The sequence below is a fragment of the Ruegeria conchae genome (genome assembly GCF_000192475.1).
Classification (GTDB): Bacteria; Pseudomonadota; Alphaproteobacteria; order Rhodobacterales; family Rhodobacteraceae; genus Ruegeria; species Ruegeria conchae.
On record NZ_AEYW01000028.1, the window covers coordinates 53,053 to 73,366 of the forward strand.

Sequence of the window (20,314 nt, forward strand, 5' to 3'; positions counted from 1 at the left end):
AAAGGGGGGCTCGGATATGACCTACGAAGTTGTGCTGACCTGCGCAGTTACCGGTGCGGGAGATACGACCGGCAAGAGCTCTCACGTGCCGGTGACCCCGAAAGAAATTGCTGATGCGGCAATCGAAGCCGCCAGGGCAGGGGCCTCTGCCGCGCATGTGCATGCGCGTGATCCTGAAACGGGGCAGGGCTCGCGCGATCCGGCGCTCTTCAAGGAAATCGTGGATCGAATACGCGAAAGCGATACGGATGTGGTCATCAATGTTACGGCAGGTATGGGGGGCGATTGGATTTCAGACCCGTCCAATCCCGCCATGCCCGGTCCGGGCACCGACATGATCGGACCAGAAGAACGGCTGGCCCATATCAAGGAATGCCTGCCTGAAATCTGCTCTCTCGATTGTGGCACGCTGAATTTTTCCGACACGGACATGATCTATATTTCCACGCCACCGACACTGCGTCGGATGGCGGCACTGGTTCAGGAATGGGGTGTGAAGCCCGAGCTTGAGGTCTTTGATCTCGGCCATATCCGATTTGCCAAGGCGATGGTGGAGGAGGGGCTGATTGATGCTCCGCCGATGTTCCAGTTGTGCCTTGGAATTCCATGGGGGGCCGATCAAACGGTGGAAACCATGGCGGCCATGAAGGCGCAACTGCCCGTAGGCGCCAGCTGGGCCAGTTTTGGGATTGGGCGGGGGCAGATGCCGATGGCAGCCGCAGCTGTCGCGCTTGGCGGGAATGTGCGTGTCGGTCTTGAGGACAACATCTACCTTGATCGCGGGGTTCTGGCGACAAACGGCCAGCTTGTCACCCGCGCCCGAGAGATTATCGAACGGATGGGTGGGCGGATCCTGACACCGCAAGAGTCGCGCAACAAGCTGAACCTGAGGGGGCGGATGGCTGATCCAACCCAAACCGGTAGCTTGCAAATTCGCAATGTCTCCAAGTTTTTTGGTCAGTTCCGTGCTGTCAACGACATCTGCCTGGATATCCGAAATGGAGAGTTCCTGACGCTGTTAGGCCCGTCGGGATCGGGCAAAACCACCTTGTTGATGATGATCGCCGGGTTTCTCGACATATCGAAAGGAGAGATTGCGCTGGACGGTGCGTCCATCTCGAATGTGCCCGCCGAAAAGCGCAACTTCGGCATGGTGTTTCAAGGATATGCTTTGTTCCCCCATATGACTGTTCGCGACAACGTAGGTTATGCGCTAAGCGTGCGTAAACGCCCCGCCGACGAAATTCGGAACCGTGTCGACGAGATGCTGGAGCTGGTTCAGCTTCAGGAGTTTGCAGATCGCAAACCGGGGCAGTTGTCTGGTGGTCAGCAACAACGTGTGGCCCTTGCACGTGCCTTGTGTTTTGCGCCGCCTGTGTTGTTGCTGGACGAACCGCTGGGAGCGCTGGACAAAAAGCTGCGTGTCGAAGTGCAGGAGCAGCTCAAGGACATTCATCGCCGCGTTGGCACCACCTTCATCTATGTCACCCATGATCAGGAAGAGGCACTGTCGATGTCTGACCGCATCGTGATCATGCGCGACGGCGCGATCGAGCAGGTCGGAACGCCAAAAGAGCTGTACGAGCGCCCGATCAATCAGTTCACCGCCAGTTTCCTCGGGAAATCGAACTTTATTCATCAAAACGGAAAGGTCTTTGCCCTGCGCCCGGAAAAAATTGATCTGATGCCTGGCAACGAAAACACCGAGGCCCGGATGAGGGGCGCCATTCGCAGCATCACCTATTTCGGCTCGATGCAGCGGATCATCGTGGACACCGACGAAGGGGCCGAGATTGAGGTAGATATCGACGTCTGGCGCAACGCCTCTGATCTGACAGAGGGGGTGCGGGTGGATTTGCTTTGGAAGGACTCAGCAGCAGTGGAGCTACAAACGGGCTAGGCACCCCAACACAGAACGCCCAGAGGCGTCATGACCGAAAGCCGGGTCAAATCTCGGATCAAATGGGAGGAAGAAAATGCACGATAAACAATTCAAAAAGGAAATGCTTGCCGAAAGTGCCCAGGCGTTTAGGGCTGGCCGTATGGACCGGCGCACGTTTCTTGCGCTTTGCGGTGCCTCGGGTGTTGCAATGAATGCGGTACTGGCGGGCGACGCCGAAGCGGCGGCAGACCATGTCGTGATGTGGAACTGGGGCGGCCAATCCGAAGAATGCCATGGCTCGGCCATCGGTGAGGCCTTTACCGCTAAAACCGGCAAAGGTTTGAAGTTTGATACCTCTGGTCCGCTGGAAGGCAAGATCAAGGAAATGGTCGACAGTGGCAATGTGACTGCCGATGTGGCGGATGCGGACTTATTCAACGCCGTGTCACTTGGACCAACCGGGCATCTGGAGCCGATTGACTATTCCGTGGTGTCCAAGGATAAAACGCTGCCCGGCTATGCGCTGGAATATGGGGTGTCGATCATCCTCTACGGGTATGCCTTTGTGTATGACACTGAAGCCTATGGCGATAATCCACCGCAAAACTGGGCCGATTTCTTTGATACCGAGAAATTCCCCGGGACCCGTGCGCTTTACAAATGGGCAAATGGGTCGCTCGAGGCCGCATTGATGGCCGATGGCGTCGCTGGCAGCGATCTCTACCCGCTTGATATGGACCGCGCTTTGAACAAAATCCAGTCGATCAAAGATGACAGCCTTTACTGGGGCTCGGGATCGGAAGTTCACTCGATGGTGGTCAACAACGAGGTCTCGATGGCGATCATCTGGCAGAACCGAGGTCGCAACATCGAAAACGACACTGATGGCCAGTACAAGTTGGTGAACAATCAGGCGATGGCGATGCCGGGGGCCTATATTGTGCCCAAGGGCAACCCGGCTGGTGCCGCAGTCATGGATTTCATCGCCACGGCGCAGGACATACCAGCGCAGTTGGCGCTATTGGATTGCCTTGGCATGACCCCGTCAAATCCCGAGGCCTTTGACCAGATTCCCGAGGACCAACAGCCTTATGCGATAACCTCGGCCATGAACATCGACAAGATCGTCTACAACGATCCGGAATGGTGGGGCAACAACGGCGGCGACGCGGTGAATGCCTTCCTCGAAGCGATCAGCTGATCGCTTTAGCTTATGGTCACCCGATCCTAAGGGTCGGGTTGCCAAACCCTTTCCGAAAGCTCTGAATGCAAGCCTTAAACCGTCATATCCACCCAGGATGGCTGATTATCGCGCCTTTGCTGCTGATGGTGGTCGCGCTCTATCTGGGGCCGATCCTGAATATCCTTTGGCTAAGCGTGACAGACCCCGAGCCCGGGTTCGGCAACTATGCCAAGCTGACGGAAGGTGACGCCCTGATCCGCATTGTCTGGACCACGGTACGCATCTGCATCATCACGACGGTCTTCAGCGTCATTTTCGGCTACTCCATCGCCTATGCGATGGTACACTGCCATCAACGCCAGAAGACTTACATGCTGACCCTGCTATTGGTGTCGTTCTGGATCTCCATTCTCGTACGCACTTTCGCCTGGCTCATGTTGCTGGGACGCAAGGGGCTGGTCAATGTCACATTGGAAGACATCGGCCTGGTTGCTGAACCCATCGCCTTCATGCGCAACGAGTTGGGCGTTCTGATTGGAATGGTGCACTACATGATCCCCTATGCGGTGTTGCCATTGCTGGTCTCAATGCAATCCATTGATCAGAGGGTGATGGACGCCTCGCGCAACCTGGGGGCCAGCGGAAGCCAGACCTTCTGGCGGGTCTACCTGCCGATGACCATGCCGGGGCTTGTGGCTTCGACCCTGTTGGTCTTCATCCTCAGCCTCGGGTTTTATGTCACACCGGCCGTATTGGGCGGCGGCAAGGTGCTGATGGTGGCGGAATACATCTCGGTTCAGTTACTGGTAACCTTGAAGTGGGGCACGGCGGCGATGCTGGCGGCCATCATGCTGTTTGGCGTTCTGGCGATGCTTTGGATCATGTCGCGGTTCATGAAGCTGAGCACGGTGTTCGGGGGGGCAGCGCGATGAAGCCGGGCCTGTTCTCATTTTTCAACCGCGTGGGGGCCTGGGTGCTGCTGTTGTTTCTGGTGACCCCGGCCCTGATTGCCATCCCTGTCTCACTGACGCCGAAACGCTTTTTGTCCATGCCGCAGCGCGAGTATTCTTTGCGTCATTTCCAAAAGCTGTTCACCAGTGAGGAATGGCTGTCGAGTTTTTTCCAAAGTGGCGTGATTGCCCTGTCCTGCTCCGCATTAGCGACGCTTTTAGGCACGCTTTGTGCGATCGGTCTATGGCGGGTGTCATCGCGGTACAGCGAATTGGTTCGCGCCTTTCTGCTGCTGCCTTTGATCATACCGCAGATTATTTCCGCCATGGCGTTCTATCGGTTGTGGATCCCTCTGGGTCTATTGGACAGCTACGCCGGTTTGATCCTTGCGCATACAATCCTGGCAGCCCCAATGGTGCTGATCACGGTCAGCGCGTCTTTGGCAACGTTTGATCCCAAGCTTGAACAAGCCTCCAAGAATCTCGGGGCCTCCAACTGGACCACCATGCGCCGGGTGATCCTGCCTTCGATCAGGCCGGGGGTTTTTGCCGGGGCGCTCTTTGCCTTTATCCTCAGCTGGGATGAAATCGTGGTGACCTTGTTCATCTCGAAATACAGCGTCTACACGCTGCCGCGCCGCATGTGGAACGGCATCCGTGAAAACACCGATCCGACAGTGGCTGCCGCTGCCGTGATCCTGATTGCCATCACCCTGATTGCCTTTGCCGTTTCTGCCGTTCTGTCGCGGCGAAACGCGCGGGCTCAGGCAGAATGAATGAGGTTGCCATGAATCTGGAAACCAGTCACGAAACAGAGCTTCTGGTTAGCACTGTTCGCCGATTTGTCGAAACAGAGATGTATCCGCATGAAGAAGAGGTGGACCGCTTAGGCTATGTGCCCGAGGAGATCGGCCGCCAGATTGAGGCGAGGTCGCATGAATTGGGCCTCTTCGCCTGCAACCTGCCCGAAGAGGTCGGTGGCGGAGGGCTGGGATATGGGCCCATGTCCCTGATCGAGAGGGAATACGGCCGTACAAGCCATGCGCTGCAAAGCTGGGCGGCGCGCCCGACGGAATTGCTGATGGCCTGCGAAGGAGACCAGCGTGAGCGATATTTGCTTCCTGCCGTGCGCGGTGAAAAGCGTGAGCTCTTTGCCTTGACAGAGCCTGACGCAGGTTCGGATGTAATGGGGATGAAGACCAATGCGATACGCGACGGGGATGACTGGATCCTGAATGGATCCAAGCACTTTATCTCCGGTCCCTGCATGCCGGATTTCGCGATTGTATTTGCTGCAACTGGTACAGATGAAACACCACGCGGCCCACGCAAACGGGTGACGGCTTTTCTGGTCGATGTGGGCCTTCCGGGGTTCGACTGCCGCGAAGGGACGCATTGCGTGAGCTATCGCGGTTATAAGACTTTTGAATTGAGTTTCGAAAATGTGCGTCTTGGTCCGGACCAGATCCTGGGCGAAGAGGGTCACGGGCTTGAGCTGTCGGGAAAGTGGCTCGGCATGGGGCGTATCTGGGTCGGCGCGACCTGCTGCGGTAAGGCCGAACGCATCCTTGACCTGGCGACCGAGTGGGCCGCAACGCGCAAGCAATTCGGTAAACCGATCGGTACGTTTCAGGCCACCGGCTTCCGTTTGGCGGACGGTGCGATGACGTTGCGCGCGGCCGATTTGATGGTGCAAGACGCCGTTGCACGTGCCGAAGCGGGTGTCATGGGTGATGCAGATGCAGCAATGGTCAAGGTTTATTGCTCAGAGATGCTAAACAAGATCGCCGATGATGCCGTTCAGATTTTTGGTGGCATGGGATTGATGGAGGAAATGCCGATCCAACGGTTCTGGCGCGATAGCCGATTGGAGCGGATATGGGACGGCACCAGCGAAATCCAACGCCACATCATCACCAGGTCCATCCTGAGGCCACTTGGCGCATGACGCCGGCGCGGCGCGAAAATCTTGAGCGTCTCTTAAAGCCGCGCCACATCGCGTTTATTGGTGGACGTGATGCGACCATTGCCGTGCGCGAAGCCCGCCGGCGTGGATTTCAAGGGCAAATGTGGGCCGTTAATCCCAAACGCGCCGATCTGGATGGCGTGGGCTGTGTTCCCAGCATCTCGGACCTGCCGGAGCCACCTGATGCCGTCTATCTCGCTATCCCTGCGGCCGGGGTGACTGATGCCCTGAGAGAATTGGAGCAGATGGGTGCAGGTGGCGTCGTTTGTTTTTCCGCGGGCTTCAAGGAAACTGGCGACATACAATCGGAACGAGATCTGATCGAAGTCGCCGGAGATATGGCTCTGATCGGCCCAAACTGCTATGGCATGATCAACTATATCGACAATGCCGCTCTTTGGTCATTTGAACATGGCGGCTGGTCGCCGGGATACGGTGCGGCGATCATTACCCAGTCCGGTATGTTCTCATCCGACATCACCATGAGCGCGCGTTCATTGCCAATGGCCTACATGGTTTCTGCAGGCAATCAGGCGGTCTTGGGGATTGAGGAATTCCTGGATGCCTTTGCTGAAGACCCGGCTGTGCGCGCCATTGGATTGCACATCGAAGGGTTGCGTGACATTGCTGCTTTTGAACGCGCCGCGCTGAAAGCCCTGGATCGGGGGGTTCCGGTTGTCGCACTGAAGACCGGCAATTCCGCCATTGGGGCGACTCTGACGGTCAGTCACACCGGCTCTCTGTCCGGTTCGAGCGAGCTTTATCAGGCACTGTTTGATCGCACCGGGGTGATCGACGTCACCAGCCCTTCGCAGTTTCTGGAAACGCTGAAGTACCTCTGCGTAGCAGGCGCGCCGCAAGGCAGGCGTGTCGCTGGCTTTACCTGTTCTGGGGGCGGGGCGACGATGCTCGCAGATCACTCGGAAAGGATTGGTGTGTGCTTTCCCAAAGTGGGCTCTGCAGGGCAGGAAAGCCTGACCAGTTTGCTGCCTGAGATCGCGACGGTTTCCAACCCGCTGGATTATACGACCCCGATCTGGGGACAGGGCGATAAGACTTACCCGGTTTTTGCCACGGCGCTATCGGCCCTCAACGCGGATCTGGCTGTTCTGGTGCAGGACTACCCGGCAGAAGGGTTGGACGCGTCCAAGATCTACTACCAGAACGATGCTGCAGCTTTTGCGCAGGCCGCTCAGGAACACTCCGTCCCGGCAGCGATCTGCGCGACCCTACCTGAAAATCTTGATCGTGGGACCCGCAGACATCTCATTGAACTGGGGGTTGCGCCTATGCAGGGTATTCACGAGACGTTGAATGCCATGCGTGATGCTATTTGGTGGTCCGAAGCAAGGGCGCGGACAAGGATTGACCGGCCTGCTGCCTTGCGACCCGGTGCAACTATACAGAACCCAATGGTATTGACCGAAGACAAAGGTAAATCCTGGCTCAGGCAAATGGCTGTTGCTGTGCCAAACGGACATGTCTGCAATGCGGCCGAGGCAGCTGGCGTTGCGCAGGATATCGGCTATCCGGTCGCACTGAAAATGATGTCACCAAGCTTGCCTCACAAGACCGAAGCGGGCGCGGTCGCTTTGGGGATCAAGGATGCAGAGGGGCTGTCTTCGGCGATCAAGGCAATGACGGCATCGGTTGCGGCGTATGACCGCGCGGCGGTGACGGATCGCTTCCTGATCGAAGCCATGTCGCCCAAGCCGCTTGCAGAGCTGATCGTCACGCTGCGTGCTGATCCGCAATTTGGTCCCAGTTTGGTCATCGGTAGCGGCGGTGTTTTGACCGAATTGGTCCGAGATGCGCGCACTGTGTTGTTGCCTGCCTCAAAAGACGAGATCGAGCGCGCATTGTGTTCGCTCCGTGTAGCTCGCTTGTTAGAGGGGTACCGGGGCAGTCGACAGGCGGACATTCCACGAATTGCGGATGCGCTACACCGGTTGTGCACTGAATTCCTAAAGGCGCGCGGCGAGGTCGCAGAAATCGAGATCAACCCTATGTTTGTCTACCCAGATCACATCGTCGCCGTTGATGCCCTGATCCAGGTGCCCCGGTCATGAGCAGGAATAGGATCATACCCAATCCCGATCTGGCTGTTGGAGACGACAACAAGCAGCGGTGGAACCAGCCGGAATTTCGCCGGCATGGGTTCCACAATGCATATCGGCTGTTCCGCCGATGTCTCATGGTGCGTTCCAGAGAGGTTTTGCAGCTGGAAGCCGCCGAGCAGAATCTGTGCGCCCGAGTGCCTGAACTGGCACAAATGCTTGCCCATCCGGCTTTCTCTGCGTTCTGCTGTTTAAAGAATGACCAGATCATTCTGGAAAAAGCCGCAGATGATTTTTCGACCTCAGCGCCGCATTCCATCCAGTCAGTGACAAAGCTACACATCCACTTAATCATAGGTCGTCTGCTTGCACAGGGGCTGTTGTCATTGGACGCGCAGGTCCGCGACTATCTGCCGGGTATCGGCAGCGGGTATGCCGAGGCCAGCATTCAATCTCTGCTCGATATGAACGTCGATAACGACTTCACCGAGGATTATGCTGACCCCGATGCCGACTGCTATACTGAAGAGGTCGCCTTGGGTTGGCGCTTGCCCGGCGTGGGTGAAAAGGAAATCACGCTTGCGGAATTTGCGGCCTCGATTACTGGTTTCAGGGCAAACTCGGGGGTGCGACAAGCCGATTATAAATCCGCGAACACGGATGTCCTGACCCTGATAGCGGCCAAGGTTTCGCCCATTCCAATGGCTGAGCAAATCGAAGAGATTGCTGATGCCGCAGGATACGAGGGCGCGTTTCACATCAGCCTCAGCAAGGACGGGCACCCAGCGTTTTCCGGTGGCGGTTGCCTAAGCGTGCGCGACCTCGCGCGGTTCGGGTTGCTACTGGCGCGGGAAGGCCGCGACCTGCACGGTCGACCTATGGCCAACACCGGTTTCCTGCAAAAAACTCTGATCCGCCGCGCGCCAGCGATGACACCACCCAAGAATTGGCTCAAGTACTCAAACCAGACCATGACCGACGGTCGATTAATCGGTCATGCTGGCTATGGAGGGCAGTTCCTCATGGTGGATATGGTCACCGGCACCAGCTGTGCATTCTTAAGTGTGCTGGAGAATGACTCGGGTTACGATGACACCTATATGGGAGAGCTGGCCACAACGCTTCGAGACGTCTGCCTTTCTGTCATTTGACGGGTTTGCAGTTGCCGAGCTAGGTGTCAGCGGGGAAGGCACGGATTGGCCGCTTTGCAGTCCTTGACCTGGGCCGAATCTTTTAGAGTGATCCGACCCACTCTTCGATCATCCAGTTTCGATCACCTAAACTGAACTTCTTCTCAGCGCGGCATTTACGTCTGTCGGGATATCCTGCCGAAGTTGTCAACAAGGCATGTCGCGGGTGTGACTCAACCCGCCTGAAGTCGCTTATCGCGGAGCAATTGTTCCAAACAACAGCGCAGGTTTGTGACCCGTCCGTCCCGACATATTGCACTGCACGCGGAGGCAAAATGATTTTTGGTTGGCCAAAGGGTAAATAGAACTTCGATGTTTAACTTCTGGTTCTGGGTTAAGAAGTTTTGAACAAACGGAGATTATCACGCATGGATATTGAAGGACTATCTGCGATCGTGACCGGGGCAGGATCAGGACTGGGGCTTGCTACTGCACAGGCGCTCAGCAAAGCCGGAGCACGAGTTACCTTGCTGGACCTCGATGAAGTTCGGGTAAAAAACGCGGCAGCGGAAATCGGCGCGCTTGGCATAGGTTGTGATGTTATCAACAGTTCTGCGGTCGAGGCCGCTTTGGATCTGGCCGAAGACCGGAGCGGACCAATTCGCATAGTTGTCAACTGTGCGGGCATCCCCGGCGGTATGCGACTTGTCGGACGGGACGGTCCAGTTGATATGGAAGCTTTCGCGAGGGTGATCAACGTCAACCTGATGGGAACCGTCAGCGGGTTCCGTTGCAAACTTTCGGCCATTGACGCTTTCGGAATTAACGAGTGAATGACTCGTCGGTCGTATCAAGTCGAAAGCCAGCTCATGATTTCCTTCAAAGGTGCACAGTATCCGAAAGATGTGATCTTATTCGCAGTATTCTTCTACGTTCGATACGGCGTTTCCTACCGCGATCTGGAAGAGATCATGGCAGAGCGCGGTGTTTCGGTCGATCACACCACGCTGAACCGCTGGGTGACACGGTACTCTTGCGCAATCGCTGAAACAGCACGCCGCCGCAAAGGCCCATGCGACCGCTCCTGGCGAATGGACGAAACGTATATTAAAGTAAAGGGATCATGGGCTTACCTCTACCGAGCGGTCGACAAACACGGCAAAACTCTCGATTTCATGCTTTCACACCGTCGGAACAAGCCTGCCGCCACTAAATTCTTTGCTCGAATGCTGGAGGTCAACGGCCTTCCACGCAAGATTGTCATCGACAAAAGTGGCGCCAACACAGCTGGTATCAAGGCGATCAACAAAATGCTGAAAGGCTTTGGCTGCCCGATCCCGATTGAGATGGTGAGACGGAAATACTTGAACAACATCGTGGAACAGGACCATCGTTTCATCAAAAGACGCATCCGGCCAATGCTAGGGTTCAAGGCGTTCGCTTCAGCGGCGGCAACCCTCGACGGAATCGAAGTGGCACACATGATCCGCAAAGGTCAAATCACGCCCGGAGTCTGTCCGTTTCGGCAGTTTGCAGAGCTGGCCGCTTAGCCCGCCGGTACAACACTATCGCTGTCGCCAGTCAAAACTTCGCAACAGATCCCTGCCGAGATGATCCGGATCGCCCGGTCACGATCAGGTGGCGATGCCGCGGGAACACCAGAATTTCTTCAGGCGGAGGCGGCGCAACACATTCCTAGCCAACCGTTCGACGCCATTTGCGCGTTCAGCTTGCTTCACCTGGTGGACGACATACCCACCGTACTGGATGCAGCATTCCACCAAATGAAACCCGGCGGTCACTTCATATCAAAGACGGTTTGTCTGAAGGACGCGCCGCGCTGGATGCGAGCCATGGTTCGCGTGCTCATGGCCGTGCGGATCGCGCCTAATGTGATCATCTTGAGTCGCGCTGAATTGACCCGACACCTGATCCGCGCCGGGTTCGAAATCGAGCAGACGCGGTACTTCGGAAAGAACCGACTGAGCCCCTTTATCGTCGCGCGCAAGCCCGCCTGAGGCAGACCGACGCCTTATTCTGAGAGACCGAAGCATGCACTTTATCAGCCGTCGCGAATGGGCGTTCCTTGCCCTCGTGTTCCTCTACTCTTTCATTCCGGCAGTCGTAGGGCTGGTCCGGCTTCCGGAACTTCTCGGCGCTCGGGCGATCATCCCGCCGAACCCGCGTGCGGTGTTCGATCCCCTCCCGATCACATTGCATATCCTCGGCAGTTCAGTTTTCTGCCTTGTGGGGGCTGTGCAATTCCTGCCGAGCCTGAGGCGCTACCGCTCGGCCCTGCACAGGACCCTCGGGCGGATTGTGGCGGCAGCGGGATGCATCAGCGCACTAACCGGGCTCTGGATGACCGTGTTCTACGCATTTCCCGATGCCCTGCAGGGACCAGTACTTTACGGGGCAAGGGTCACGCTCGGCCTCGCGATGGTCACCCTCATCGCATGGGCCATCGTCGCGATCCGGTCGCGAAACGTCGCCGCGCACCGCGCCGCGATGCTGCGCGCCTATGCCATCGGCCAAGGGGCCTCAACGCAAACCGCGCTCTTTCTGGTCGCAATGGCCCTCTTTGACACCGAACTGCAGGGGTTTTCGCGAGACCTCCTGATGGTTGGGGCGTGGGCCATCAACCTTGCGATTGCAGAACTCCTTATCCGCCGCGCCTTTGCGACGCGTACATCCGGCGCGGTGATCTGAACCCGGTCGTGCTCTCGACCTGATACCGGCAAACTCCAGAAACACAGAAAGAAGACACCAAAATGAGACGGCTCGATCCCCGTATTCTTCTGTCGGCCCTGTGGCTGTTCATACTGCTCAACATCATCTTTCGCGATATTCACCAGTTTGTCCTCGCGTCCCATATCGAGATGCTGCTGACAGGCCATTACAACGGCATCGAGATCACCGAAGGGCTGATGCTTTTGGGCGGTTTCCTCGTCCAAGTGCCGATTGCGATGGTGCTCTTTTCGCTCCTGCTAACCCGCAGGATTGGTCGCCCTGTCACCTTTCTTGCAGCGATCGTCACAACCGGTACGCTCCTTTCCTCGGCCCCCACCGACATGGATGACACCTTCCACCTCGTCATCGAGATCGTGGCTCTAATCGCAATTCTCTGGACCGCATGGACGTGGCCCGAGAACGAACACACCGCGCCGCAATCCGACGCAAGTTCTCCGTAAAAAACGTGCGCGCACCGCGGACACGATGAATGAATAATAGGACCAAATAGATGTTGGAAGAAACGCCTTTAGACGATGCGTTTGATCTTTATGACAAGCTCGCACCTCGCTACGACAAACTTCATCATCGATGGCTGCGTCATGCAGGCGGCGAGGCGCAGGCCGCCCTGGAAGGTCTGGTGCGTGCACTTGCGACGCCGAATTCGAGGCTTTTGGATGCTGGCTGCGGCACCGGCAACCTGGCACGTAGACTGATCGCCGAGGGCATGCCGCCGAATTTGATGACCCTTCTCGACCCGTCCGCAGCGATGCTTGCACGCTGCGCCGACATTCCTGTGCCGAAGATACAAGGACGGTTGGAGTCCCTGCCGTTTGAAGATGGCACGTTCGATCTTGTGACGTGTGCTTGGGCTTTGGAAACCGTCCCCGATCCCCACCTGGCTTTGAGTGAGCTTTGCAGGGTTGTTCGAGCCGGCGGCGCGCTTTGTCTCGCGTTTTGCGCGGATGAGCCTGCCCGTGGTCTTGCCGGCAGCCTCATGCGCCAGGCGCTTTTGTTTCGCGGGACCGGCCGATTAATGTCCCGCTCCCGATTGATGCAGGCAATCGAGCGTTTCGAAAATTTTGAAGTGCGGGCAATTCCGAGCCATGGTCCGGCCTCGACCTTACTTGCTAGGCGGTCTGGCGCAGCAACCCAGGGGTCTTTGTAGCCGGGCTTAAAGTTGAAAATGACGACCACAGAACTACGGAGATCAAGCATGATCGGATATGTTACCCTCGGAACCAACAACTTCGAGGCCGCGCTGAAATTCTACGACGCCTTGTTTTCGAGCGTGGGCGCAAACCGTCTTTGGAAACACGGCGATATGGCCGCATGGGGCCGCTCAAGGGCCGAGCCTGCGTTATGCCTTGCTTGTCCATTCAATGGGGCACCGGCAAGCGTTGGAAACGGGGTGATGGTCGCTTTGAAAATGACCAACAGAAAAGCCGCCGATACGCTTCACGCCAAGTGCCTCGAACTTGGCGGAACAGATGAGGGACCCCCCGGCACACGCGGAGATCATGGTTTCTACGGAGGGTATTTCCGGGATCTGGATGGCAACAAACTGAATGCGTATGTCCCAGCGTGACAGCAGGCAAAGAGTTGGCTGTTGAAATATCGCGTCCAGCGGACAATGAGAGACGAGCACATCGAAAGACGCCGCAATGAGATCTGAAATAAAATTCGTCCGATTGTCGGAAATCGACCCAACCGAAATCTTAGCGCACATGTCCGACCCTCGTGTCGCCGAGCATATGCCGCTTCTGAGATTTACTTGGAATGCCGAGACAGTGGCGCGGTTTGTCGCCAAAAAGGAAGAGTGTTGGCACCGTGACGGACTTGGACATTGGGCATTCTTGTCCGATGACCGATATGTCGGCTGGGGTGGATTTCAAAAAGAAGGAGCCGAGTGGGATTTCGGACTGGTCTTGCGGCCCGACACGTTTGGCCTCGGGCCGCGCATCTCGCGAAAGGCGATCGACTTTGCAATTTCCGATGAACGCATCCCGTATGTGACCTTCCTTTTACCACCGTCACGCACGAACCTGCGGGCACTCGACAGACTTGGTGCTTGGCGGGTTGGTGAAGTCGACTATGACGGGGCGACCTTCCTCAAATTTCAACTTGCGACAGAGTGACAGCATTGTCCGATTTCTGGTACATCGCCAGCTCCAGAGTGTGTTGTAACTCGCGGCCCATACCCGACATCCAACATAGTCCGCCGATGCTGCGGTCGCAGCCCGCATTGCCGACATTCGCTGCAAGTGCAAAGTCTGATGCGGGTTGAACTCACATTCTGCGGACTTTCCTGACCTTCGCGGCGCATCGTACCAAGGTCAGCTTCCAAGAGATAGAGCTGTTTTTGGACCCTCTGTGTGCAGCCTCCGCTGCCATGATTGCGAATATCAATACGCCAACTCGACGGATGGCGAAACTGAGCTTTCAAGCTACAAAGTCGGGTGTCCGCCGCCTGCTGCCAATTATCTTACCCAAGAACCGGTTCCCGCTTTTTTTCGAGCGGGTCCGTATATGTAAGGGGGGGATCAAGACGCACGACACGTGACGGACACGGCGCATAGCCGAGAGTATCCGGAACACGAAGGCGCCGGTTTTGCGTGGCCTGCAGCCCTTACCACTCCGAGATTCGGACGTTCCGATACGATACCGAGACGTTGTCGGTGTCAGGGATATTCTTGGCACCGAAGAGGCCATATCTGAACTGAATCTCGCCGCCCTCGGCCATATTGGGTCTGCCAGATGAGTCGGCAATAACCTTTCCATCACATTCGACCACAAACACACCGGGCGTTTTATCCTTGAGGGATTTGCGCGGCGTAGAATCGTATTGGATGCGCACAGAGACCTTGTGCCAGTCACCGAAATCGTCCGCAGAGATGCAGTCGCGTGCTCGGAAGGTGTAGCCATCATTATTCAGTTCGAAACCATAAAGCATATCGGCGCCCGTTTCGAATTGGCCGACGGTCAAACGTGCGTTGAGTGCATTGTAGCTGAAATCCTCCGGAATGAAGATCTCCCACTCGTACATACGCCGGTCTCCGGCGCCAGATGACGATGTTTCGAAGTACTCGATCCTGTTTCGGGAGCGGCCACAATCTGAGGTGTTGCGTTGTAACTCGTCAGAAAAATATTCACGATCGCTGCACTCGCCAGGAAGAAGCCGGAAACTCTCACTTCCGTCCGCATGGCGAACAGGGGCATCTGCACGAGGTGTGGTCAAATCGAAACTCTCGGCAACAGCCGAGTTGGCGAGAAGCAATGCAATTGAAATTGCAAGAATGCGCGGCGGCAGGCCCGCACGTGCAGTTCGCATTAGAAGATGGTTCGCTGTTTTCGTCACACGTTTCATCAAGTATCCTCGTTCGTGGGAGCGGAAGATGCTCCTCCCCGTTGCCGAAGGGCCACTGTCGAAAAAGTCGAGACAGTGGGCATTGGCGATGGTCGAATTGGAGGACCAGCCGGTGCGATTTACCAAACGAAAAACCTTGAAATCTTCCGAAATCCGCCTGGGAACCGTGATTGTCGAGCGGACAACCGGCCGGGTCTACGACTTGGCCGGAAACGAAATAGAGCTGAGGCATCAATCCCGCGAAGTCCTTGTGGCATTGGCAAAAAAAGCCGACCAGACAGTAACACGCGAAGCGCTGATCGACGAGATCTGGTCAGGCCGCGCCGTTGCAGCCGACAGCGTCGCGCAATGCATCGCGGAAATCCGGCGCGTGGTGGGCGATACCGAAAAACGCATTATCGAAACTGTTCCGCGTGAGGGCTACAGGCTGGTCCTGCCCGCCCCGGAAACCCACTCCACGACTTCGAAGAAACGGCTTGGCGCCTATTCGATGGTGGCCGCCCTCGCGGTTTTCGCCCTGATCACCGCCTATGTTCTGACGCGCCCTGACAACGACATCGATGCACCGGTGGTCGCCGTCCTGCCGTTTGAGGATTTCTCTGTCGAGCCGCACAAGGGCTTCTTGAGCGACGCGATCAGTGAAAACATCATAACCGCCCTGGCACGGTTTCCACAGATGGCGGTCATTTCGCGCCGCTCCAGCTTTCAGTTTCGCGACTCGCCTCAAGGGATTAGTGAGATCGCCAAGGCGCTTGGGGCCGATTTGGTTCTTGAAGGCAGCCAGCAATATGACGGCTCGCGGCTGAAGATCACCGCCCAGTTGATCGACGGCGCAACAGAAGCCCATATCTGGGCGGATGAGTTCGACGTGCCGCTGAGTGCGATGCTTGAGGCAAACAGCGAAATCAGCCGAATAATCGCCAAGGCTGTGGGCACAAACGTGATTGATACCGCGGATGCCAGCATGTCCGCTGGCGATGTCAGCGCCTTGATGATCTCGAATGCAGCGCAAAGCCGGATCATGCGCAACTTCACCCGCGAAAACCTGCTGATCAATATCGAGGAACAGGAACAGTCCATGAAGGACTACCCGGACTCCGCCTGGGGCTTTTTGGGGCAGGCCCTGTCGTTGCGTATCGGGCTCCACAATGGCTGGATCGAAGGCGACGAAGTGGCCCTGCGCAAACGGATGAACGATCTCGCCCGCCGGGGCGTCGAGCTCGATCCCAACAATTTCCTGGCCTACCATGCGCTCGGGCGGGCCTTGATGTTCGACGGCAATGTCGAAGACGCGGCACGCGCATTCCAGCGCGGGATCGAATTGAATCCTTCGTCCACCATCGTTGGCAACGGGCTCGCGGTATCGCAGATATATCAGGGCAAGACGGATGAGGCCCTGGCGACACTTGGTCAGCTGGAGCGCATTGACCCGCTCAAACACTTTGACCTGCAATGGAACAAGGCGTGGGCGTTGTGGCAGAAAGGGGACTGTGACACCGCTCTGGACTCGTTCAAATCAGCGCCCTCGATGCCGGTCGCGGCAAACAAACTCCTTGCGGCCATTCACCATTGCCTTGGCGACAAAGACAATGCGGCAAAAGCCATGAGCGACTATCTTGCGGAGAACCCTGACTGGACCGTTTCGCGGGTGAAGGGCATAGAATCCCGGATGTGGACCGCCCCCGGGGCACTGGATCGCTGGCTTGTCGCGATGGAGGCTTCCGGAATGCCTCAGCATTGATGGCGTCCCGCAATCACGGCATTGCAGACAATCATTCATCGCGCGGAAAAACGCACTCAGAGCTCGGTGCGGTCATTCGCTGCAGCTTGCATGAACGTCTGCATTGCGGGACAAAGCAGACACGGGCAATAAAAAACCGCGTTGCCTTGTTTGAAGGTAGCACTCGATCTAGCCACTCACTTGGATAAACCAAAAATCGTCGTTTTCCAGACAACGCCCGCGCCAGTTCGGGCTGGATAACCATAAGCTTGAAGCTTGAGGTGAAGAGACAAAAACGAAGAACAAATGACCCCGCAAACTGCGGGGCCACGTAAGGGTTTGACAAAAAGGCAACTCAACTTTTTGGGGTTGAGTAGCGGCCTAAGTTAGCTGGCAAGTGCAAGGTTGCACTTGCGACCTTCTTCCATAGCCTTCTTCGTACCGGTTAGGTCCACAATGAAATTTGCGGACTTCTTTGGAAATGCGATCAAGGTCTGTCCTTCGGCCACGGCAGTCGCCATATTTGCGTCCTTTACAACGATATAGCCACCAGAGTAGTCATCCGCTAGCTTCTTGCTTTTTATGCCTTTTGCACGACCTTCATACACAAAGTCGTCAATTGCTATTTCTATTTTTTGACGGTTTTTGATGTCGATGTCAGCTTGCGTGAATACTCCCAAGTAACCGTGTTTTTGGTTTTTGGTTAGACCCATTTGCATGACGTTCCCGCTCTCGAAGACTTTTTCTATCAGGCATGTACCAGAGTCGTTGTCAGCATAAACCGTCCAGCCTTCAACCTCACTGTAAATCTCGAAGTTGTCACTACTTGCCGGAACCGGGTCTTTAGCAGCGGCAACAGTTGCATAAGCGGAGATTGCAACGGCGGCAAAAATGGCAGCATGTTTCATGTAGTCCTCCCAAAAAGAAAAAGCGTCGTAAAGCTAATCTCGACGCAACGCGGTCAAATATCGCGATGTGAATTCATTTCAAGTGTGAAAGCGTTTTCCGCAAACAGCTCCTCGAAAAGCACAGGGGAGCGTCAGTGAACGCCTATAGCCTGAAAAAACTCGTAAGCTCTTCTTTCAAAATACAAAGCTTTTGTGGGAGTTTTGATCCAAATTCATGATGGTTTCGTACCCATCATACCCCTAACTGCTACCCACGGTCGTCTTCCATCCCTTTAACGACCGTGGGTTTTTTCGCTAATTTCTTTGGTTCGTGTCTGGAAAAGACTAAAGGCTGCGCCGAAAACAGAACTACATATGCTCGTCTATGCATGTACAGAAGTATTTTCCATCACGTGGATTCTTTTTAAGTAACTGCTTGGAATAGATCCAAAAAATGGACCAACAGATATAAGCCACTAACCAATTTTGAGAAGGTGCTCGGGAAACTCGCGATCAAAGCTCTCTACCTCGAGGGGTGTTCGCATTGCACGCTCTGACTTTTGAAGCAGTTGGAACTATCAAATATTCAAATTGGATACATAAATAAATCAAGCATCGAAATATCAGAATGCTTCCCGTAGTGAGTGCGGGCATCATTTTGATTACCCAGCACTTTCCTACAGCCCCGCGTTGATCCTATCCCAGGGTAATCGACGCGGGGCATCTGATAAAACCACCTCCGCAAGCAAATACTCTGTAACTTTGTCATTGTTCCAACGCACACTGTTTCTGGATCCTAAAAGAAAACGTAAAAAGTGATCGAACTAGGTTAGCTTCCCGCCCTACTCGGGCTGGACGCGGTTACTCGTCGCATCCAACCTTAACTTAAATTTGTGAGCAATGCAGACGCCAACGGCTTGCTTTTGCAGACGACCATTCAAGTATGACCGGAGTTCATCTTGCGATAGTCAGAGGGCGTCAGCCCCGTCACCTTCCTGAATGCGCGGCTGAAGTTGTTTGCGGTTTCATATCCTAGCATGGATGAGATACCGGAGACTGTCTCGCGCGTATCTGTGAGGAGTTCCTCGGCCCTTGCTACCCTAACATCGTTGACGATTTCGCGAAAACGAACCCCTTCGCTTGCTAACTTCCGTTGTAGTGTGCGAACGCCAAGATCGAGCGAACGCGCGGTGGCATCAATCGACATTTCCTCCCGATGAAGTTGTTGCCAAACCACCTCTTCGACTTGTCCTCGAAGTGTTTGGGGGGGGCCGCCCAATCGTTCACGAGAAATATCTCCGACAGTTGTCGAGCCGCCGCTAAGTTTTTTGGGCGTGGCTTCGGCTCGCAAAGTCGATGCATCAAACTCAACCCCAAGCCGGGTGGCGTTCCAGATTACAGGACAAGCGTAGGTGTCTTCTGCCTCGACAAATCCAGGAACCTTCGGGAAGTCCAAGAGCACGGCCGATGGCTTCCAGTCGTTTCCTAAATACGCGCGGAATATGCTCAGAAAAACCCCAACGGCCGAGAAACCGATGTCCGGATACGCGAAATGCGAGCGAAGTCCAAAACGATAACAGTAGCGCGCGCTAGTGCCCGAAGTTTCAAGCCACGCGCGATCCGTGGACGAATGAAATGGCATGACGGCAGAAGCTCGTATTAGCGCTGCCCCCAGCGTTGGAGCAAAAAGAACGTAACTCCCCCAGGCGCCGTAGTCAGCGACAGTGAGATATGGTGACCACAACAATCCGATGTTTTGTTGTCCCGAGGATCGTGCGGCTTCGTGCACAAAGGTCGCCAAGGCATGCTCCGAGATGTAACCGCCTCTTTCCTCAATGAAGTGAACAGGAAGATCGGCAGAGTCAAAAGCACGCAACAGGCGTCTTTCCCCAGCGGCCTCAAGCACAAACTGGGGCATCGCGCCCAAGGCCTTGGCCGAAATCATCGGTGGTAGGTTCAATCCGTCAACCCGCTTGTTCGCCCGCGTGTCGTGAAATGATACGCATCGGCTGAACGGATGTGCAAGCTTTCCACAAACAGCAGGGAGCATTGCGCCATGAAAATACTTGGGCCATCACGCAGCGGTTTGTCGACGCGTCTTTTTGGCGTGGCGCTTATTGTGGGTATTTCTTCCTCGCCAGTTCTTTCCCAGTCTTTCAATGACACGGGTGACATCCTTGCACGATCAGCCGAAGTCGAGGACATCGATTACAAGATCATGGTGCAGCGCGCCACTCAGACTGCAATCTGGGGAATGCCCGCCGCTGGTATGATCGATTTTCTGAAGGGCATTCGCCGCGACCTCGGTGGCGACTACAACGACATCATTTATCTCAATAAGCCGTTCGATTCCAAACATGGGTTTCTTACGGCTAACGATGTTACGGCCTATGCTTGGGCTTCAATGACCTCGGAACCCGGTCCCCTTGTCATTGAAGTGCC

General features: G+C 55.8%; 20 protein-coding genes and 1 pseudogene. 18 read left to right on the forward strand and 3 right to left on the reverse strand.

Annotated elements, in window-relative coordinates; genetic code table 11:
- Positions 1–16: 16 nt before the first annotated feature.
- The 16 genes and pseudogenes from G7G_RS24160 to G7G_RS0122550 form a co-directional block, all read left to right on the forward strand.
- A pseudogene (locus G7G_RS24160) lies at positions 17–895 on the forward strand (beta-keto acid cleavage family enzyme); the annotation flags it as partial.
- A gap of 3 nt (positions 896–898) precedes the next feature.
- Positions 899–1,900, forward strand: coding sequence for an ABC transporter ATP-binding protein (locus tag G7G_RS24165; protein WP_029622289.1), 1,002 nt, complete (start codon positions 899–901; stop codon positions 1,898–1,900).
- A 76-nt stretch (positions 1,901–1,976) separates the two neighbouring features.
- Complete coding sequence (locus G7G_RS0122485) at positions 1,977–3,083, forward strand: extracellular solute-binding protein (protein ID WP_010443823.1); 1,107 nt, start codon at positions 1,977–1,979, stop codon at positions 3,081–3,083.
- A 65-nt stretch (positions 3,084–3,148) separates the two neighbouring features.
- Positions 3,149–3,997, forward strand: a complete 849-nt coding sequence (locus G7G_RS0122490) for an ABC transporter permease (RefSeq protein ID WP_010443824.1) — start codon at positions 3,149–3,151, stop codon at positions 3,995–3,997.
- Positions 3,994–4,791, forward strand: coding sequence for an ABC transporter permease (locus G7G_RS0122495; RefSeq protein ID WP_010443825.1), 798 nt, complete (start codon positions 3,994–3,996; stop codon positions 4,789–4,791). The genes G7G_RS0122490 and G7G_RS0122495 overlap by 4 nt, the downstream gene beginning before the upstream one ends.
- An 11-nt stretch (positions 4,792–4,802) precedes the next feature.
- Positions 4,803–5,963, forward strand: coding sequence for an acyl-CoA dehydrogenase family protein (locus tag G7G_RS0122500; RefSeq protein ID WP_029622287.1), 1,161 nt, complete (start codon positions 4,803–4,805; stop codon positions 5,961–5,963).
- Complete coding sequence (locus G7G_RS0122505) at positions 5,960–8,050, forward strand: acetate--CoA ligase family protein (RefSeq protein ID WP_010443827.1); 2,091 nt, start codon at positions 5,960–5,962, stop codon at positions 8,048–8,050. Before G7G_RS0122500 ends, G7G_RS0122505 begins: the two co-directional genes overlap by 4 nt.
- Positions 8,047–9,189, forward strand: coding sequence for a serine hydrolase domain-containing protein (locus tag G7G_RS0122510; RefSeq protein ID WP_010443828.1), 1,143 nt, complete (start codon positions 8,047–8,049; stop codon positions 9,187–9,189). The genes G7G_RS0122505 and G7G_RS0122510 overlap by 4 nt, the downstream gene beginning before the upstream one ends.
- Before the next feature lie 407 nt (positions 9,190–9,596).
- Positions 9,597–10,001, forward strand: a complete 405-nt coding sequence (locus G7G_RS0122515; RefSeq protein ID WP_010443829.1) for an SDR family NAD(P)-dependent oxidoreductase — start codon at positions 9,597–9,599, stop codon at positions 9,999–10,001.
- 36 nt (positions 10,002–10,037) lie between these two features.
- Positions 10,038–10,718: an IS6 family transposase gene (locus G7G_RS0122520; RefSeq protein ID WP_010443830.1), complete on the forward strand. Its 681-nt coding sequence runs from the start codon at positions 10,038–10,040 to the stop codon at positions 10,716–10,718.
- A 60-nt stretch (positions 10,719–10,778) separates the two neighbouring features.
- The gene (locus tag G7G_RS23605) at positions 10,779–11,186 is read left to right on the forward strand and encodes a class I SAM-dependent methyltransferase (protein ID WP_010443831.1); all 408 of its coding nucleotides are present in this window, start codon (positions 10,779–10,781) and stop codon (positions 11,184–11,186) included.
- A 34-nt stretch (positions 11,187–11,220) separates the two neighbouring features.
- Complete coding sequence (locus tag G7G_RS0122530) at positions 11,221–11,877, forward strand: DUF2306 domain-containing protein (RefSeq protein ID WP_010443832.1); 657 nt, start codon at positions 11,221–11,223, stop codon at positions 11,875–11,877.
- A gap of 62 nt (positions 11,878–11,939) precedes the next feature.
- The gene (locus tag G7G_RS0122535; RefSeq protein WP_010443833.1) at positions 11,940–12,359 is read left to right on the forward strand and encodes a DUF6326 family protein; all 420 of its coding nucleotides are present in this window, start codon (positions 11,940–11,942) and stop codon (positions 12,357–12,359) included.
- A gap of 50 nt (positions 12,360–12,409) precedes the next feature.
- Positions 12,410–13,066 (forward strand): methyltransferase domain-containing protein, encoded by a 657-nt coding sequence (locus G7G_RS0122540; protein WP_010443835.1) that lies wholly within the window; start codon positions 12,410–12,412, stop codon positions 13,064–13,066.
- Between the two features lie 48 nt (positions 13,067–13,114).
- On the forward strand, positions 13,115–13,486 hold the full coding sequence (locus tag G7G_RS0122545) for a VOC family protein (protein WP_010443837.1): 372 nt from the start codon (positions 13,115–13,117) through the stop codon (positions 13,484–13,486).
- 76 nt (positions 13,487–13,562) lie between these two features.
- Positions 13,563–14,036: a GNAT family N-acetyltransferase gene (locus G7G_RS0122550; RefSeq protein WP_010443838.1), complete on the forward strand. Its 474-nt coding sequence runs from the start codon at positions 13,563–13,565 to the stop codon at positions 14,034–14,036.
- Positions 14,037–14,527: 491 nt separating this feature from the next.
- Here the strand turns inward: G7G_RS0122550 and G7G_RS0122555 are convergent, their stop codons facing one another.
- Positions 14,528–15,268 carry a polysaccharide lyase family protein gene (locus G7G_RS0122555; RefSeq protein WP_139056641.1) on the reverse strand — a complete coding sequence of 247 codons (741 nt, stop codon included), beginning with the start codon at positions 15,266–15,268 and terminating at the stop codon, positions 14,528–14,530.
- Between the two features lie 25 nt (positions 15,269–15,293).
- On the opposite strand from G7G_RS0122555, the gene G7G_RS0122560 reads away from it, so the two are divergent.
- The gene (locus G7G_RS0122560; protein WP_010443842.1) at positions 15,294–17,006 is read left to right on the forward strand and encodes a winged helix-turn-helix domain-containing tetratricopeptide repeat protein; all 1,713 of its coding nucleotides are present in this window, start codon (positions 15,294–15,296) and stop codon (positions 17,004–17,006) included.
- Positions 17,007–17,371: 365 nt separating this feature from the next.
- Here the strand turns inward: G7G_RS0122560 and G7G_RS0122565 are convergent, their stop codons facing one another.
- Together G7G_RS0122565 and G7G_RS0122570 are read right to left on the reverse strand one after the other, a co-directional pair.
- Positions 17,372–17,893, reverse strand: a complete 522-nt coding sequence (locus G7G_RS0122565) for a hypothetical protein (RefSeq protein WP_010443845.1) — start codon at positions 17,891–17,893, stop codon at positions 17,372–17,374.
- A gap of 916 nt (positions 17,894–18,809) precedes the next feature.
- Positions 18,810–19,748 carry a helix-turn-helix domain-containing protein gene (locus G7G_RS0122570; protein ID WP_158005288.1) on the reverse strand — a complete coding sequence of 313 codons (939 nt, stop codon included), beginning with the start codon at positions 19,746–19,748 and terminating at the stop codon, positions 18,810–18,812.
- Between the two features lie 180 nt (positions 19,749–19,928).
- On the opposite strand from G7G_RS0122570, the gene G7G_RS0122575 reads away from it, so the two are divergent.
- Positions 19,929–20,314 (forward strand): hypothetical protein (locus G7G_RS0122575; RefSeq protein ID WP_010443850.1); only part of this gene is annotated, 386 nt, incomplete at its 3' end.

Bases quoted from the DNA above. Each gene is read 5' to 3' on its own strand.
- G7G_RS24165 (WP_029622289.1), top strand. From the start codon at position 899: ATGGCTGATCCAACCCAAACCGGTAGCTTGCAAATTCGCAATGTCTCC.
- G7G_RS0122485 (WP_010443823.1), top strand. From the start codon at position 1,977: ATGCACGATAAACAATTCAAAAAGGAAATGCTTGCCGAAAGTGCCCAG.
- G7G_RS0122490 (WP_010443824.1), top strand. From the start codon at position 3,149: ATGCAAGCCTTAAACCGTCATATCCACCCAGGATGGCTGATTATCGCG.
- G7G_RS0122495 (WP_010443825.1), top strand. From the start codon at position 3,994: ATGAAGCCGGGCCTGTTCTCATTTTTCAACCGCGTGGGGGCCTGGGTG.
- G7G_RS0122500 (WP_029622287.1), top strand. From the start codon at position 4,803: ATGAATCTGGAAACCAGTCACGAAACAGAGCTTCTGGTTAGCACTGTT.
- G7G_RS0122505 (WP_010443827.1), top strand. From the start codon at position 5,960: ATGACGCCGGCGCGGCGCGAAAATCTTGAGCGTCTCTTAAAGCCGCGC.
- G7G_RS0122510 (WP_010443828.1), top strand. From the start codon at position 8,047: ATGAGCAGGAATAGGATCATACCCAATCCCGATCTGGCTGTTGGAGAC.
- G7G_RS0122515 (WP_010443829.1), top strand. From the start codon at position 9,597: ATGGATATTGAAGGACTATCTGCGATCGTGACCGGGGCAGGATCAGGA.
- G7G_RS0122520 (WP_010443830.1), top strand. From the start codon at position 10,038: ATGATTTCCTTCAAAGGTGCACAGTATCCGAAAGATGTGATCTTATTC.
- G7G_RS23605 (WP_010443831.1), top strand. From the start codon at position 10,779: ATGATCCGGATCGCCCGGTCACGATCAGGTGGCGATGCCGCGGGAACA.
- G7G_RS0122530 (WP_010443832.1), top strand. From the start codon at position 11,221: ATGCACTTTATCAGCCGTCGCGAATGGGCGTTCCTTGCCCTCGTGTTC.
- G7G_RS0122535 (WP_010443833.1), top strand. From the start codon at position 11,940: ATGAGACGGCTCGATCCCCGTATTCTTCTGTCGGCCCTGTGGCTGTTC.
- G7G_RS0122540 (WP_010443835.1), top strand. From the start codon at position 12,410: ATGTTGGAAGAAACGCCTTTAGACGATGCGTTTGATCTTTATGACAAG.
- G7G_RS0122545 (WP_010443837.1), top strand. From the start codon at position 13,115: ATGATCGGATATGTTACCCTCGGAACCAACAACTTCGAGGCCGCGCTG.
- G7G_RS0122550 (WP_010443838.1), top strand. From the start codon at position 13,563: ATGAGATCTGAAATAAAATTCGTCCGATTGTCGGAAATCGACCCAACC.
- G7G_RS0122560 (WP_010443842.1), top strand. From the start codon at position 15,294: ATGCTCCTCCCCGTTGCCGAAGGGCCACTGTCGAAAAAGTCGAGACAG.
- G7G_RS0122565 (WP_010443845.1), bottom strand. From the start codon at position 17,893: ATGAAACATGCTGCCATTTTTGCCGCCGTTGCAATCTCCGCTTATGCA.